Annotated in this window: 14 protein-coding genes; 9 read left to right on the plus strand and 5 right to left on the minus strand. The window is 61.3% G+C overall.

Annotation, left to right across the window (positions count from 1 at the left end):
• The first annotated feature begins 33 nt into the window (after positions 1 to 33).
• The gene (locus GYK42_RS24000; RefSeq protein ID WP_166449541.1) at positions 34 to 414 is read left to right on the plus strand and encodes a hypothetical protein; all 381 of its coding nucleotides are present in this window, start codon (positions 34 to 36) and stop codon (positions 412 to 414) included.
• Here GYK42_RS24000 and GYK42_RS24005 read toward each other — a convergent pair.
• A complete protein-coding gene (locus GYK42_RS24005) occupies positions 411 to 1,016 on the minus strand; it encodes a glutathione S-transferase family protein (protein WP_166449542.1) in 606 nt (201 codons plus the stop codon). The genes GYK42_RS24000 and GYK42_RS24005 overlap by 4 nt on opposite strands.
• Before the next feature lie 131 nt (positions 1,017 to 1,147).
• Between GYK42_RS24005 and GYK42_RS24010 the strand changes: the two genes are divergently transcribed.
• Positions 1,148 to 2,500, plus strand: a complete 1,353-nt coding sequence (locus GYK42_RS24010) for a TAXI family TRAP transporter solute-binding subunit (protein ID WP_166449543.1) — start codon at positions 1,148 to 1,150, stop codon at positions 2,498 to 2,500.
• 4 nt (positions 2,501 to 2,504) lie between these two features.
• On the opposite strand, the gene GYK42_RS24015 is transcribed toward GYK42_RS24010, so the two are convergent.
• The 3 genes from GYK42_RS24015 to GYK42_RS24025 all read right to left on the minus strand — a co-directional run bounded on the left by GYK42_RS24015 (position 2,505) and on the right by GYK42_RS24025 (position 3,754).
• On the minus strand, positions 2,505 to 2,789 hold the full coding sequence (locus tag GYK42_RS24015) for an XRE family transcriptional regulator (protein ID WP_166449544.1): 285 nt from the start codon (positions 2,787 to 2,789) through the stop codon (positions 2,505 to 2,507).
• Entirely contained in the window at positions 2,786 to 3,136 is a 351-nt protein-coding gene (locus GYK42_RS24020; RefSeq protein ID WP_166449545.1) for a type II toxin-antitoxin system RelE/ParE family toxin, read from the minus strand. The genes GYK42_RS24015 and GYK42_RS24020 overlap by 4 nt, the downstream gene beginning before the upstream one ends.
• Before the next feature lie 156 nt (positions 3,137 to 3,292).
• On the minus strand, positions 3,293 to 3,754 hold the full coding sequence (locus GYK42_RS24025; protein ID WP_046685424.1) for a rhodanese-like domain-containing protein: 462 nt from the start codon (positions 3,752 to 3,754) through the stop codon (positions 3,293 to 3,295).
• 384 nt (positions 3,755 to 4,138) lie between these two features.
• Here GYK42_RS24025 and glnA point away from each other — a divergent pair, with 384 nt between their 5' ends.
• The 7 genes from glnA (at position 4,139) to GYK42_RS24060 (ending at position 14,575) form a co-directional block, all read left to right on the plus strand.
• A complete protein-coding gene (gene glnA, locus GYK42_RS24030; RefSeq protein WP_029496182.1) occupies positions 4,139 to 5,554 on the plus strand; it encodes a type I glutamate--ammonia ligase in 1,416 nt (471 codons plus the stop codon).
• 173 nt (positions 5,555 to 5,727) lie between these two features.
• The gene (locus GYK42_RS24035) at positions 5,728 to 6,210 is read left to right on the plus strand and encodes a DUF4124 domain-containing protein (RefSeq protein ID WP_166449579.1); all 483 of its coding nucleotides are present in this window, start codon (positions 5,728 to 5,730) and stop codon (positions 6,208 to 6,210) included.
• A gap of 5 nt (positions 6,211 to 6,215) precedes the next feature.
• Positions 6,216 to 7,304 (plus strand): nitrogen regulation protein NR(II), encoded by a 1,089-nt coding sequence (gene glnL, locus GYK42_RS24040; RefSeq protein ID WP_058049184.1) that lies wholly within the window; start codon positions 6,216 to 6,218, stop codon positions 7,302 to 7,304.
• Positions 7,305 to 7,352: 48 nt separating this feature from the next.
• Complete coding sequence (gene ntrC, locus GYK42_RS24045; RefSeq protein ID WP_058049185.1) at positions 7,353 to 8,843, plus strand: nitrogen regulation protein NR(I); 1,491 nt, start codon at positions 7,353 to 7,355, stop codon at positions 8,841 to 8,843.
• A gap of 140 nt (positions 8,844 to 8,983) precedes the next feature.
• Positions 8,984 to 9,949, plus strand: a complete 966-nt coding sequence (gene corA / locus GYK42_RS24050) for a magnesium/cobalt transporter CorA (protein ID WP_034760218.1) — start codon at positions 8,984 to 8,986, stop codon at positions 9,947 to 9,949.
• A 134-nt stretch (positions 9,950 to 10,083) separates the two neighbouring features.
• A complete protein-coding gene (locus GYK42_RS24055) occupies positions 10,084 to 11,466 on the plus strand; it encodes a GAF domain-containing sensor histidine kinase (protein ID WP_166449546.1) in 1,383 nt (460 codons plus the stop codon).
• A 415-nt stretch (positions 11,467 to 11,881) separates the two neighbouring features.
• Positions 11,882 to 14,575: a TonB-dependent receptor gene (locus GYK42_RS24060; RefSeq protein WP_166449547.1), complete on the plus strand. Its 2,694-nt coding sequence runs from the start codon at positions 11,882 to 11,884 to the stop codon at positions 14,573 to 14,575.
• Between the two features lie 82 nt (positions 14,576 to 14,657).
• Here GYK42_RS24060 and GYK42_RS24065 read toward each other — a convergent pair whose 3' ends face one another.
• Positions 14,658 to 16,292 (minus strand): NAD(P)/FAD-dependent oxidoreductase, encoded by a 1,635-nt coding sequence (locus GYK42_RS24065; protein WP_166449548.1) that lies wholly within the window; start codon positions 16,290 to 16,292, stop codon positions 14,658 to 14,660.
• Positions 16,293 to 16,343 lie beyond the last annotated feature (51 nt).

The raw sequence follows: 16,343 nt of genomic DNA on the forward strand, positions 1-16,343 counted from the left end.
CCTTCATGGCCGGTTTTTTTTGAGGGAGTGTAATTGGACAAGACGCAGCAGATTTTTCAGCAATACCACCGCTTTGACGATGGCGCTCTCGTGTCCCTCGAGCAGCAGTATCAGCCCGGCGGCGTGCAGGCCGTGCGCATCGTCTTGTACGCAAGAAATCATGGGCTGGAAGGCAATGTCTGGCGCCAGGTCGCCATCACCGTGGGCGACGTGCGGGAATTGATGATCAAGACGCCGGGCAACTTCATCAACCGCATCTGCTGCGGCGTGAAGTTGCTGCGTTTCGGCGACGTATGGTGCGTCGACGTGGACGGCATGTACACGCACGATGACCCGGTGACCCTGGACGAAGTGCGCCGCGATGGCGATTGCTATGTCATCGGCGGCACGGTCGAGGCAATCGAACTCGATTAGCCGGCAAACACAGCGGTTTTACCTTCCAGGCGCGCGTGATAAGCGGCGATGGCAGGATAGTCGGGACGCTGCATGGGCGCCATCAGCCAGCGCTTGACGGACAGGCCCAGCACGATATCGGCCAAGGTAAATTGCTCGCCGCAGACGAAGGCGCCCGTGCGCTGCAGCTGCTGTTCCAGCACGCCCATCATCTTGTTCCATCCGGTAATACCGGCCGCCAGCTGCGCCGCGTCCTGATGTGCCGGGCTCTGGCGTACCAGCGACATGAAGGCGTAGCGCCAGCTGTTGTTGAGGTCACCCATCTGCCAGTCCATCCATTTTTCCACTTCCGCGCGGGCGCGGGGCGTGCTTGGCAGCAAATCGTCGCGGCCCGCCTGGGCGCACAGGTAGCGGCAAATCGTGTTCGACTCCCACAGCACCAGGTCGCCATCAAGCAGCACGGGCACCATGGCGTTCGGGTTCAAGGCCAGGAAGGCGGGGTCATCGGTACTGCGAAAGCCGCTGCCCCAGTCTTCGCGTTCATACGGCAGGTCGAGTTCATCGCACGTCCACAGGACTTTGCGGACATTGATCGAGGCGGCTTTTCCAAGAATTTTCAGCATGCGGGACTCCAGAGGGCGGGTGGTTGATCTGCCACTGTAGCGGATTTGGCCACGCCGCGCATGTGAAAGTGCCTTGCATAGTTGAGCTTTTCTTGGCATCGTAGCCACCCATGAAACCTATGCGCCACCACATGTCCAAAATCCTCGCGTTCAGCCGCTTTTCCGTGCGCGATTTCCTCGCCACCGCCGGTCCCACCTTGCTGCTGGTCGGCGCGTTCTGCGCGCTCGCTTACTGGCTGGTCGACCCGGCGCCACCGCGCCAGGTAAGCTTGTCGACGGGGCAGGACAACAGCGCCTATGAAGAGTTCGGCAAGAAATATGCATCCACCCTGGCCAAGCACGGCATCAAGGTGACCTTGCAGCCGTCGCTGGGCTCGCAGGAAAACCTGCAGCGCCTCAACAATGGCAAGACCGATATCGCCTTCGTGCAAAGCGGCTCGACGGAGCACGAGGATGCCGAGCGCCACGGCCTGATTTCCCTGGGCAGCCTGTTTACGGAACCCGTCTGGCTCTTTATGCGCGAAGACAAGGCGGTGACGGAGCTGGCGCAATTGAAGGGCATGAAGATCAACCTGGGACCGGAAGGCACGGGCGTGCCCGGTCTGTTCCGGCAGTTGCTGTCCGTCAATGGCGTCGAGGCGAACGAGCTGACGGTGAGCGACTTGCAAAACACGCCGGCCACGGTGGAGTTGCTGGAGGGGCGCATCGACGGCCTCGTGTTCAGCTCGGCGCCGGAAGCGCCGCTGATCCAGATGCTGTTGCAAACGCCGGGCATCAAGCTGTTTGATTTTTCGCAGGCGGAGGCGTACACGCGGCGCCTGCCTTTCCTGACCCACGTCGTCTTGCCGCGCGGTATCGTTGACCTGGGGCAGAACATTCCCGCCCAGGATTATCATTTGATCGCGCCGACGGCCACTTTGGTCGCGCGCGAAGACTTGCATCCAGCCCTCGTCGACCTGTTCGTGCAGGCGGCGGCCAGCATCCATGGGGGCACGGGCTGGTTCCAGCAGCAGGGGCAGTTCCCGTCCGCGCGCTACACGGAAATTCCCGTGGCACCGGAAGCGCTGAAATTCTACAAGGATGGCGCGCCCGTGCTGCAGCGCTACATGAGTTTTTGGCTGGCCAATTTCTTTGACCGCATGTGGGTGCTGGTGGTGGCGCTCGGAGCTTTGATCCTGCCCCTCTCGCGCGTCGTGCCGCCTTTGTACGTGTGGCGCATCCGTTCGCGCGTGTATCGCTGGTATGGCCAACTGCGCACGGTGGAGCAGGCGCTGGAGGACGTGCCGCCAGAGCAGCGCGCGCAAGTGTATGCGGCGCAATTGAAACGGCTCGACCAGATCGAGGAGATGGTCAACCAGATCTCGATTCCCCTGTCGTTTGCCGATGGGCTGTATGGCTTGCGCAGCCACATCAATTTCGTGCGCAAGCGCATTTTATCCTTGATGGGCGAGCACCCTGCCGCCGAGGTGGGAGAGCCGGCCTGAGGATTTACACGAGGGTGATCGACAGCTTGCGTCCGACCAGCGCGGCGGCCCGCTCCAGGGTGGAGAGCGTCACGTCGCTGCTGGGGTCGAGCAGGCGGTCGAGCTGCGAGCGGCTCGTCTGCAGCAGGGCCGCCATGCGCGTCTTCGACATCGCTTGTTCCTGCATCGCCTGCGTCAGTTGCCATGCGATCACTTCCTTGATGGCACGGTTTTGCGTTTGCTCGAAAATGCCTTCCTCCTTGAGGAAGTCGTCGAGACTGCTGCCTAGGTGCGAAGCGGTGGCGTTCATGTCAGTTCCTTGTAGCGTTTGCGGGCCAGCGCCAGATCGTCATCGGGCGTGGCGCGGGTTTTCTTGATAAAGCCGTGCAGCGCCACCAGGCAATCGCCGTGATGGCAGATCAGCACGCGCGCGATACAGTTGCCGGGCAAGCTGCTGCGCACTTCCGACAAGCCTTGTCCCAGGTGTCGGCATAAGGGCATGCCGACGGGCCAGCGCCATTGCGCATGCATCAAGTCTTGTCCGATCACATGGCGCTCTTCGATGGACAACGACTTGAGCCAGTCACGCACGGGTTCGCCACCATTGCCGTTCGCATAGAACAGCAGGGTAATCTGCCGCAAGCCGGAAGCATCCATGACGCACCCCCATGTTGTACTATATAAGGTACATACTTACAAGGAGAATTTGCGCCGCAGTTGAAAAATCGGGCGCGCATGGATGGTTGTAGCCGATAGCGGGCCGCAGGGTGGCCCGCCAGATCAAACACGGTTCAGATAGTCAGGTGGCCAGCGTCAGGCGCCCAGCCACGGCAGTCCCGCCTTGCACCAGCCGCCGATCTGCTTGCGGTGGCCGTCGGCATCCTTGTCGCCCTCAAAACCTTCGAGGATGTCGTAGCAGTTCAGGTAGCCGTGCTCGGTCGCCAGCTTGGCCGCGTGGCGCGAACGCACGCCGGAGCGGCACAGGAACAGCAGCACCTCGTCCTTGCCGGCCTGGGCGGCCAGTTGCGCGAGGAAATCGGGATTCGGCACGCCACCGGGGTAGGTGGCCCACTGCACCGCACCATGCTGGGTATCGGCGATATCGACCCGCCCCACCCAGTCGCGCTCGGCATTTGTGCGCACGTCGATCAGCTTGACGGCCGCATCGCGCTGCAGCAGGTCGTACGCTTCCTGCGGCGTGACGGCGCCGGCATACGGCGTACCTTCATTGGCCCGGCTGCGGGCGGTGGTCAGGATGTCGGCGGCGGTGGTCATGGCGTCCTCGATGAAAGTGGCAGGTGTGCTCGATTATAGTGCGCCGTCCGCGTGCCGCAAACGGGAAACAACGGTGCATCGTGCATGCACCAGAAGGAGGCATTTTTCAGGAATTGGTGCAAAATGCACGATAATGGTGCGATATTCGTTTTTTGCACTTGCATAGTGCATTCTTGATTTGACGCAAACGCAGCAGGAAAATCGCGGGCAGGAAAACTTTCACTGGGATGGCCGGGTTTTGACCTTGGCGGCGTCATCCCACCAGAAGCTGGCATGGAATCTGCTATGATCCTTATGAGTTTTGGTGGCACGCAATGTTTGCTTCGCTTCATCAGCCCAGACGCATTAAGGTCGGCTCACCCCACATTCATTTAGGAGATACGCATGGCAATGACAGCCGCAGAAGTCTTGAAGATGGTAGAAGAAAACGAAGTCAAATTCGTTGATTTCCGCTTTGCTGATACCCGTGGTAAAGAGCAGCACGTGACGGTTCCCGTGTCGCACTTCGACATGGACAAATTCGAGTCGGGCCACGCCTTTGACGGTTCTTCGATCGCTGGCTGGAAAGGCATTGAAGCGTCCGACATGATCTTGCTGCCGGATCCAAACACGGCCAATATCGACCCGTTCATGGAAGAAACCACGCTGTTCATGCAGTGCGACGTGATCGAACCGTCGGACGGCAAGGGCTACGACCGCGACCCGCGCTCGATCGCGAAACGCGCCGAAGCCTACCTGAAATCGTCGGGCATGGGCGACACCGCCTACTTCGGCCCTGAGCCAGAATTCTTCATCTTCGACAGCGTGCGCTGGAAGATCGACATGTCGGGCTGCTTCGTCAAGATCGGTTCAGACGAAGGTTCGTGGTCGACCGGCAAGGACATCGAAGGCGGCAACAGCGGCCACCGTCCTACCGTCAAGGGCGGCTATTTCCCGGTGCCACCAGTAGACAGCTTCCAGGACATGCGTTCGGAAATGTGCCTGATTCTCGAGTCCTTGGGCATCCCGGTTGAGGTACATCATCACGAAGTGGCCGGCGCCGGCCAGAATGAAATCGGCACCAAGTTCTCGACCCTGGTCGAGCGCGCCGACTGGACGCAAAACCTGAAATACGTGGTGTGGAACGTGGCGCACAGCTATGGCAAGACCGCCACCTTCATGCCGAAACCTATCGTTGGCGACAACGGTTCGGGCATGCACGTGCATCAATCCGTATGGAAAGATGGCAAAAACCTGTTCGCTGGCGACGGCTATGCCGGCCTGTCCGATTTCGCCCTGTACTACATCGGCGGCATCATCAAGCACGCCAAGGCACTGAACGCGATCACCAACCCGGGCACCAACTCGTACAAGCGTCTGGTACCAGGCTACGAAGCCCCAGTGAAACTGGCGTACTCGGCGAAAAACCGTTCCGCCTCGATCCGTATCCCGCACGTGGCCAATCCAAAAGGCCGCCGCGTCGAAGCGCGCTTCCCGGATCCACTGGCGAACCCGTACCTGTGCTTCGCCGCGCTGCTGATGGCCGGCCTGGACGGCGTTGCCAACAAGATCCATCCGGGCGAAGCCGCCTCGAAAGATCTGTACCATCTGCCGCCGGAAGAAGACGCACTGATCCCGACCGTGTGCGCTTCGCTGGAAGAAGCACTCGATGCGCTGGACAAGGACCGCGAGTTCCTGACCCGTGGCGGCGTGTTCAGCGATTCGATGATCGATGCTTACCTGGAACTGAAAATGCAGGACGTACAGCGCATGCGCATGACCACGCATCCTGCCGAGTTCGACATGTACTACTCGCTGTAATGGCGCCACGCCGGCAATGTGCCGGTAGTGAATAAAAAAACGCGGGTGAGGCGATGGTCTCGCCCGCGTTTTTTGTTATGGCGCCACAGTGCGTTGTTGTATAGTCGGCCCAGGAACGATGCGGCACGCGCCGACAGGAGTAGAGATTGACCAAGCATTACAGAATGGCGCTGATGGCAGGATTGCTGGGCGCGGCGGCACAGGCGCACGGGCAGCTGTATGTATGCGCCGATGCGCAAGGACACAAGACGTACACGGACAAGCGGGCTGGCGCGCATTGCCAGTTGCTCGATTTGCCGGGCGCCATGACGGAGCCGCCACGCAAGACGGCGCCGCTGGCCGGCGTGCCGGCCCGGCCCGCCACGCAGGCGGCGGCCACTGCGGCGCCTGCCGCCGGCGCGTTTCCCAAGGTCGATGGCGCCGAGCAGCGCGCGCGCGACCTGGACCGGCGCCAGATCCTGCAGGACGAGCTGCGCAGCGAAGAGCAGAAGCTGGCGGCGCAGCGCCTGGAGTTCAATGGCGGCCAGCCCGAGCGCCAGGGCAATGAGCGCAACTATGCGAAATACCAGGAAAGAGTGGCGCAGTTGAAGGACAACATTAGCCGGACGCAGCAGAACGTCGAGGCCCTGAAACGCGAGATCGCGAATATTCGGTAAAGCACATGACACTAGACAACCATTCCAGCCGCCCGGCGCACCTGGCCGGCCTCGATTTGCTCGCTTCGGCCGTGATCCTGCTCGATGGCGACGGCCGCATCAGTTATGCCAACGCGGCGGCGGAAAACCTGCTGGAAAGCTCATTGAAAGCACTGTCGCGGCAAAAGCTGACGGCGCTGTTCTTGAATCCCGACGAGCTGGCCGGCATTTGCGCGCAGGCGCTCGAACATAAATTTTCCGACTTGCGCCAGGACCTGAGCCTGGAACGCCTGGGACGCGAGCCGCTGCGCGTGCACAGCATCGTCAGCGCGCTCGACGCGCCGCGCGACGGCGTGCTGATCGAGTTGCGCGAGAACGTGCAGCAGCTCAAACTCGACCGCGAAGAGCGTATCCTCGACCAGAGCCAGGTCAACAAGGAGCTGATCCGCAACCTGGCGCATGAAATCAAGAATCCGCTGGGCGGCATCCGCGGCGCGGCGCAGCTGCTGGAGCTGGAATTGCCGGCCCTGCACCTGAGCGAGCTGCGCGAATACACACAGGTGATCATCAAGGAAGCGGACCGCCTGCAAACCCTGGTCGACCGCCTGCTGGCGCCGCACCGCCGCCCGCATATCGTCGGCGACGTGAATATCCACGAAGTGTGCGAGCGCGTGCGCAGCCTGATCCTGGCTGAATTTCCCAGCGGTCTGACCATTTCGCGCGATTACGATGCCTCGATTCCCGAGTTTCGCGGCGACAAGGAGCAATTGATACAGACCGTGCTCAACATCGCGCACAACGCGGCACAGGCCCTGGCCGAGCGCATCGAGGCGGGCGATGCGGAGCTCATTTTCAAGACGCGCGTGGCGCGCCAGGTGACCCTGGCCAAGGTCCGCTACAACCTGGCATTAGACTTGCATATCATTGACAATGGACCGGGCATCGCACCCCAGATCCGCGACCGGATTTTCTACCCGCTGGTGTCGGGCAGGGAAGGCGGCAGCGGGCTGGGACTGACCTTGGCGCAAACCTTCGTGCAACAGCACCTGGGCGTGATCGAGTGCGAAAGCCGGCCTGGATACACCGATTTCAGGATCGTTCTACCCTTGCCATAAGCGAGGAGGTATCCCACCCATGAAATCCATTGCGGGACGCACACACTAATGAAGCCAATCTGGATAGTTGACGACGACGAATCAATCCGCTGGGTGCTGGAAAAAGCCCTGGCGCGGGAAAATCTCGCCACCAAGAGTTTTGCCAATGCGCGCGACGCCATCGCCGCACTGGAATTTGACACGCCGCAAGTGCTCGTGTCCGATATCCGCATGCCGGGCGCGTCCGGCCTGGAATTGCTGCAGACGGTCAAGTCGCGCTTTCCCGGCCTGCCGGTCATCATCATCACGGCCTTTTCCGACCTCGATTCGGCCGTCGCAGCCTTCCAGGGCGGCGCCTTCGAATACCTGGCCAAGCCTTTCGACATCGACAAGGCTGTCGAGCTGATCCGCCGCGCGCTGGAAGAGAGCCTGCGCGAAACGAGCGTTGAATCGGGCCCGTCGGAAACGCCGGAAATCCTCGGCCAGGCGCCGGCCATGCAGGAAGTCTTCCGCGCCATCGGCCGTTTGTCGCAGTCGAATGTGACGGTGCTCATCACGGGCGAATCCGGTTCCGGCAAGGAGCTCGTGGCGCGCGCGCTGCACAAGCACAGCCCGCGCGCGGCGCAGCCTTTCATTGCCCTGAACACGGCAGCGATCCCGAAGGATTTGCTCGAGTCCGAACTGTTCGGCCATGAACGCGGTGCGTTTACGGGCGCGCAGACGACGCGCCGGGGCCGCTTCGAGCAGGCCGAGAACGGCACTTTGTTTCTCGATGAAATCGGCGACATGCCGTTCGACTTGCAGACGCGCTTGCTGCGCGTGCTGTCCGATGGCCATTTCTATCGCGTCGGCGGCCATCAGCCGATGAAGGCCAACGTGCGTGTCATTACGGCCACGCACCAGAACCTCGAGCAGCGCGTGCGCGACGGCCTGTTCCGCGAAGACTTGTATCACCGCTTGAACGTGATCCGGTTGCGCCTGCCCAGTTTGCGGGAGCGGCGCGAGGATATCCCCATCCTGGTGCGCCACTTCCTGGTGCAAAGCGCGCGCCAGTTGGGCGTGGAAGCCAAGCGCATGAGCGAACCGACGATGCAGTTCCTCAGCAGCCTCGATTTGCCCGGCAACGTACGCCAGCTGGAAAACCTGTGCAACTGGATCACCGTCATGGCGCCGGGCCAGACGGTGGAAATCAAGGACTTGCCGCTGGAATTGACGCAGGGGCAGGGCGATGGCGCGGCCACTGCGGCGGCGGGCGAGGCTGCGCCGGCGGCCGTTGCCCAGCCGCACGGCGGCCAGGTCTTCGAAGCAGCCGCGCCAGCCAACGGCGCGCCGCCGGGCTGGATTGGTTTACTGGAATTGCAGGCGGCCGGCATGCTGGGCGCGGGGCAGCAGGAAGTCATGGCCGTGCTGGGACGCCAGTTCGAATCGGCCCTGATCAAGACGGCGCTCAAGCATACGCACGGGCGCAAGAATGACGCCGCCGTGCGCCTGGGTATCGGCCGCAACACCATCACCCGCAAGATCTCCGAACTGGGCATCGACGGCGCCAAGGACGACTGATTGCCATCCGGACGGGGCCCCGCCCCGTCCGCTTCCCCTCCTGGCGTTCCTCGCACGCCACAACACCCACAGCAGGCGATAAGGTAAGCTAGCGCCTGCCGGACTGTTTCGTCCGGTGTTAACTTGAACTGTGGAATAGCATGCTCATAAACTGCGTGGCCTACCAGGATGGCAAAAAACTGGCCGACTTGCCGATCGACGATATCAGCGATTACGTCGAACGCCCCGATTGCTTCGTCTGGGTGGCCCTGCTCGACGCCACGCCGGACGAGCTGAAACAGATGCAGCACGAGTTTTGCCTGCACGAACTGGCCGTCGAGGATGCGCAGCGGGGCCACCAGCGGCCGAAGATCGAGGAATATGGCGATTCCCTGTTTGCCGTCGTGAAAACCGTGGAAATGGTCGAGAACGAACTGGTGCTGGGCGAAGTCGACATTTTCGTTGGCGCCAATTACGTGCTCTCGTCGCGCAGCAACAGCTCGCAAGGTTTCCTCGGTGTCCGAGCGCGTGCCGAGCGCGAGCCGCATCTGCTGCGCCAGGGTTCGGCCTTCGTGCTGTACGCGCTGATGGACGCCGTCGTCGACCGTTACTTTCCCGTGCTCGACGCGCTCGAATCGGAACTGGAACTGATCGAGGACCGCATCTTCGACCGTGGCACCGAGCGAGACAATATCGAACGGCTGTATCAATTGAAACGCAAGGTCATGGTCTTGCGCCACGTGGTGGCACCCCTGATGGAAGCGGTGGGCAAGCTGCACGGCGGGCGGGTGCCGCCGCTGTGCCACGATACCCAGGAGTATTTCCGCGACGTGCACGACCACCTGGCGCGTATCAACGGCACGCTCGACACCATCCGCGATACGATCAGCACGGCGATCCAGGTGAATCTGTCGATGGTCGCCATCGATGAGAGCGAAGTGAACAAGCAATTGGCGGCCTGGGCCGCGATCTTCGCCGTGTTTACCGCGTTTGCCGGCATCTGGGGCATGAACTTCAAGTTCATGCCGGAACTGGACTGGCATTATGGCTATCCGGCCGCCGTGGCAGTGATGAGCTGTGTCTGCGGTTATATGTATTACTTGTTCAAGCGTTCCGGCTGGTTATAAAAAATTCCTGCGTATCTGTATTATTAAACAATAGCCGGGGGTACAATCGCGGCAAGTCCGTTGACCCGGGCCTTTGCTGAGGATCGCCGCGCCGGCAGCTGTGCCTGCGCTTTCCGTGCCGCGCAGGAGCATTCATGAGTATTCCGTTGTTTGATGTGAATTCGCAAGAACCCCTGTTCGATCCCGAGCAGCGGCGCACCTTGGCGGAGGCGGCCCTGCGCTCGATCACCGCCTCGACGGCCCACGCCCGTGGCGACGACTTCCTGCGCATCCTCGTCAAGGACCTGGCCGAAGCGCTCGACGTGCACTATGTGATCGCCGGGCGGCTGGTGCGCCTGGACGATGGCAGCGAAGGTATCCGCACCCTGGCCCTGTGGGGCGGCGACGGCTACCAGCCGAATATCGAATACAGCCTGCAGCACACGCCTTGCCAGGACGTGACCTGCCAGAGCATGTGTTTTCACGGCAGCGATATCCAGCGTCGCTTTCCACTTGATACCCTCTTGGTCGACATGCAGGCGGAAAGCTATGTCGGCATGCCGCTGATCGATACCGATGGCAAGACCCTGGGCATCCTGTCGGCCATCGACACGCGTCCCATCGATGAAAACAAGCGCTTGCTGGCCTTGCTGCTGCTGTCGATCTTCTCGGCCCGCGGCGCGGCCGAGCTGCAGCACCAGGAGCGTACACAGCAGCTGGAAGAAATCGTGCGCGTGCGCACCGAGTCGCTGCTGGCGGCGCAGGCCAACCTGATCGAGCAGGAGCAGATGGCGGCCCTCGGCTCGCTCGTTGCCGGCGTCTCGCATGAGGTCAACACGCCCATCGGCGTGGCGCTGACGGCGGCCTCGAGCATGGGCAGCTATGCCGACCAGCTGGTGCAGGTGCTGGGCGGCGCCAAGGTCAGCCGCGCCGAGCTGATCGACATTGCCGAATCCTTGAAAGGCGCGGCCGCCCTGATCGAGCGCAACCTGGCGCGCGCCGCCGACCTGATCGGCAATTTCAAGCAGCTGGCCGTGGACCAGGTCAGCGAATACGTGGCCGACCTGGCGTTGCACGATTATGTACACGGTCTGGTGTCGGCGCACAGCCCGGAACTGCGCAAGGCGGCACTGGGCGTGGAACTCGATATCGCGCCCGATTGCCAGGTGCGCCTGGCGGCCGGCAAGCTGTCGCAAATCCTCTCGAACCTGCTGATGAACAGCGCCCGCCATGGTTATCCGCAGGGTGGCCCGGGGCGCATCACGATCCGTGCGCGCATCGAGGCGGACGGCGATGACGCGGATACGCGCTGGCTGCTGCTGGACTTTTCCGACGACGGCATCGGCCTGGCGCCAGCCGTGCGCGAACACATGTTTGAACCGTTTTTCACCACCAAGCGCGGCCAGGGCGGCTCCGGCCTGGGCATGCACATCGTCTACACCATCGTGCAGCAACTGGGCGGCCAGGTGTGCGCCATCGATTGCACTCCCGGCTGTCATATACAAATCAGGCTGCCGCTTGCCTCCCGGCAGGCGTAAAAAAACCTCACTGACATAGTGCAGCGACGCTGACTTCTGGTGCATACCGTATACCATCATTGTGCAAAACAGTATTACTGAATTGTAAATTGTTGTTTTTCATTCCTGCGCTCAGTGCATCGTTGACACCTTCCAATTCCCCGTGTTTTGATGGTTCATTAAGGTTCAGTCTGCCAACGGCAACTGGGCCTTTGACCGGTAGTGGCATGGCGGCTAAGCATCATCATTCATCAAGTTCGGGCGGCCCTTTGGCGCAGGTCCGGGTGCGGTTTTCATAACGATAAAGAATGTTAATGCGCAGATAGCCGCCCTGTACGGAGCGCCGCATCGGCAGTTCGGTGGCGCCGAGTTCACATCATAAAAATGCAACAAAAACATATATCAAGGGGAGTTTGCAATGATGATGGAAACAGTCTTGTCTCGTTCTTTGCGTTTGATGTTTACGGGTAGCGCCGTCGTCGCTGGCCTGACCATGCTGGCCCAGCCGGCCATGGCACAACAGAGCGATGCACCCATGCAGCGTGTCGAAGTCACCGGCTCCGCCATCAAACGGATCGATGGTGAAACCTCAGTGCCGATCACCATCATGAAAATGGATGACCTGAAAAAACAGGGCATTACTACCATCGAGCAGGTCATGTCGAACCTGAGCGCCTCGCAGGCATCGCAGGGCACCAGCCAGGTCGTCGGCCTGGGTACCGGCGGCGCCTCGTTCGCCGACTTGCGCGGTATTGGCGCGAACAAGACCCTCGTCTTGCTGAACGGCCGCCGCATGGCCAACAATGCGCTCGACGCCTCGGCGCCCGACTTGAACATGATCCCGTTTGCCGCGCTCGAACGCGTTGAAGTATTGCGCGATGGCGCGTCGTCGCTGTACGGCAGCGATGCCGTCGGTGGCGTGATTAACTTCATCACGCGCAAGGACTTCCAGGGCGGCATCGTCAGCATCGGTGCCGATATGCCGGAACAATCGGGTGGCTTCTCCAAGAATGCCAATGTCGGTTTCGGCTATGGCGACCTGGATAAGGATGGCTTCAATATTTTCGGTATGCTCGATACCCAGAGCCAGCGTGCCATTACCGGTACCCAGCGCAATTACAACAAGCGCTATCCAGGCGGCATTTCGCCGACCACCAGCCCCGCCAATTACTATCAGGACGACCAGACGGGCAATCCGACGGCGCCTACCTGCGCCGCGGGTACCTTCCTGGTACCGAGCGGCGATGGTACCAGCTGCAATATGTCGACCTCGAACTTCGTGGACTATGTGCCAAAAAGCAAACGCACGACCGGCTTGCTCAAAGGCGTCCTGAAGCTGAACGCAAATCATGAGATGAGCCTGGAATACCTGAACAGCGAAAGCAAGGTCTACAGTGCTATCGCCCCGGTACCGTATGGTGGCTTGCGCCAGAACCGCACGCGCCTCGATGGTTCGCCGAATCCGTACTACCCTGGCAATGGCAATTTCACGCCGAACATTCCGCTCGACGCCGCTTACGTCGATCCCAACTTCATGCCTGCCGGCGTCAATCCTGGCTTCGTGAACGTCAAATGGCGCGATTTGCCGAACGGTTCGCGCGCTGATGAAAATATCAACAAGCAACAGCGCTTCGTCGCTGGCTTGAACGGCAACCTCGCCGGCTGGGATTACAACGCGGCGCTGACCTTCAATGAAAACAAGGTCGCTGTGAATCTGATGGGCTACAGTGATGGCGGCATCATCACGAAGGGTGTCTTGAACGGCATCATCAATCCATACGGCGACCAGGACGCGGCCGGCATGGCCTTGATCGAAAGTGCCGCATTGAACGGCAATGTCCGCAATGCCAAGGGTACGACCAAGGTCGCCGACTTCAATGCAAGCCGCGAACTGGGCGACTGGCTGGGCGCTGGCCGCGCTGCCGCTCTGGCCGTGGGTGCGCAGGTGGGACATGAGAAATTCCTCAGCACCGCCAATTCGGAATATGCCGCCAAGGTCGTTGCCAGTACCGGTATCGATCCGGAAACGCATGACGAAGGTTCGCGCACCACGCAAGCCGTGTATGCCGAGTTGAACGTGCCTATCCTCAAGACCTTGGACGTGACCGCCGCCGTGCGCTATGACCGTTACAGCGATTTCGGCAATACGACCAACCCGAAAGTGGCGTTCCGCTTCCAGCCGACGAAAGAAGTGCTGTTCCGCGGTTCGTACTCGACCGGTTTCCGCGCGCCATCGCTGTACGAGATCAATTCCTCGCAAACGTACACCAATACCAGCCAGCGTGATGACCCTATCAATTGCCCGGGCGGTACGGCATTGCCTGGCAAGCCCAAGGCAACGAATTGCCAACAGCAATTCCAGGCCTTGTTTGGCGGTAATAAAAAGCTGTCTCCTGAAGAGTCGCGCAACATTACTTTGGGCGTCGTCTTCGAACCGATCGCCAACCTGAGCATCGGCATCGATTACTGGGACATCAAGCTCGACCATTCGATCGGCAGCCTGGCGGAAGACGATGTGTTTGGAGATCCGGTTACCTACGCGGCCGTGTACCACCGCACGGCGAACGGCAACCTGGCCACCGACGGTTCACAGTGCCCGAATCCGGCCACTTGCGGCTATGTCGACCTGCGTACCCAGAACCTGGGTGGCGTGAAGACCCGCGGTCTCGACTTGAGCGTCAACTACCGCTTGCGCACCAGTGACTTTGGCACGTTCGCCCTGGTCACCAACAGCACGTACGTCAACAAGTACGAGTATCAAAGTGCCGAAGGCGGCAAGTGGAAGCAGAACGTCGGCGTCTTCTCCGGCACCGGTCCGATCTTCCGCTGGCAGCATACGGCCAGCGTGAACTGGAACAGCGGTATCTTCAGTGCCGGTATGTCGGGTCATTACAAGTCTGGCTACCTGGACCAGGATGAAGAACACAAAGTGGCGTCCTACACCACCTTTGATGCTTTCGGAACGGTTGCCGCCACCAAGAACGTGACCCTGACCGTCGGCGTACGCAATCTGTTCGATCGCGAGCCGCCACTGAGCTATCAAACCACGACCTTCCAGGCTGGCTATGATCCACGCTATGCCGACGCCATCGGCCGTACCGTGTATCTGCGCGGCAGCTATACGTTCTAAGCTTGTTGCAGGCTGAAAGCTGAAACGCCCGGGTAAACCCGGGCGTTTTTTTGCGCTGGCCATGCGGCACGGCCGTCGTGGCTTATTTTCCGCGCGCCGCCATCGACAGCGCCACCGCCTCGGCCACCTTGATGCCGTCGACGGCCGCCGACAGAATGCCGCCCGCATAGCCGGCGCCTTCTCCGGCGGGGAACAGTCCCCGTGTATTCAGGCTTTGCAGGTCATCGTCGCGGCGCTTGATGCGGATCGGCGATGAGGTGCGCGTTTCCACGCCCGTCAGCACGGCGTCGGCCTTGTAGTAACCCTTGATCTGCTTGTTGAACGCCGGGAAAGCTTCGCGCAGGGCCGTGATCGCGTATTCGGGCAAGGACGGCGCCAGGTCCGTCAGGTGCACGGCCGGCTTGTAGGAGGGCACCACGCTGCCAAATTCCGTCGAGGCGCGGCCAGCCACGAAATCGCCGACCAATTGTCCTGGCGCATCGTAGTTGCCGCCACCGAGGGCAAACGCGCGCTCTTCCAGTTCGCGCTGCAGGGCGATGCCGGCCAGCGGGTCGCCCGGGTAGTCGGCGGGCGTGATGCCCACGACGATGGCGCTGTTGGCGTTGCGTTCGTTGCGCGAATACTGGCTCATGCCGTTCGTTACCAGACGGCCCGGTTCCGAGGCGGCCGCGACCACCGTGCCGCCCGGGCACATGCAGAAGCTGTAGACGGAGCGGCCATTGCTGGCGTGGTGCACGAGCTTGTAGTCGGCCGCGCCCAGGATCGGGTGGCCGGCGCTGGGGCCGAAGCGGCAGCTGTCGATCAGCGATTGCGGGTGTTCCACGCGGAAGCCGATCGAGAACGGTTTCGCTTCGATGTACACGCCGCGGCGGTGCAGCATCTCGAAGGTGTCGCGCGCGCTGTGGCCAATGGCCAGCACGACATGGTTGCTGGCGATGGTTTCGCCGTTGTCCAGCACCACGCCGCGCACCTGCCCGCCATCGCTGCCTGGCACGATGTCGAGATCGACCACCTTGCTGCTGAAGCGGTACTCGCCGCCCAGCTGCTCGATATTCGCGCGCATTTCTTCCACCATCTTGACCAGGCGGAAGGTACCGATGTGCGGTTTGCTCACATACATGATTTCTTCGGGCGCGCCAGCCTTGACGAATTCCGTCAGCACCTTGCGGCCGTAGTGCTTGGGATCCTTGATCTGGCTGTACAGCTTGCCGTCCGAGAAGGTGCCGGCGCCGCCTTCGCCGAACTGCACGTTCGACTCGGGGTTCAGTTCGCGCTTGCGCCAGAAGCCGAAGGTGTCGACCGTGCGCTCGCGCACCTGCTTGCCCCGTTCCAGGATGAGGGGGCGCAAGCCCATCTGCGCCAGGATCAGCGCCACGAACAGGCCGCACGGGCCCGTGCCGATGACGATGGGACGCGGTTCATTGGTGTGGCCGGCCAGCTGCTCGCCGCCGGCGACGAATTTATAGTCGGTGTCGGGCGCGGGCATCAGGTGGATATCGTGGCCCAGGCGCGCCAGCACGGCCGCTTCATTCTTGACCTCCACGTGCAGCGAGTAAATCAACACCACGGCACTGCGCTTGCGCGCGTCATAGCTGCGCTTGAAGACGGTAAAGCCGAGTAGCTCACCGGCGGCAATGCCGAGGCGGGCCAGGATGGCGGCCGGCAGGGCGGCATCGTCGTGTTCGAGGGGGAGTTTTACTTCGTTGAGTCGCAACATGGTGTGTATTTTCAAAAATTGCCGGGCTCCGTATCTAGCGGAGAGTGTGTG

The sequence above is a fragment of the Janthinobacterium lividum genome, from assembly GCF_011601275.1.
GTDB classification, from domain to species: domain Bacteria; phylum Pseudomonadota; class Gammaproteobacteria; order Burkholderiales; family Burkholderiaceae_D; genus Janthinobacterium; species Janthinobacterium lividum_E.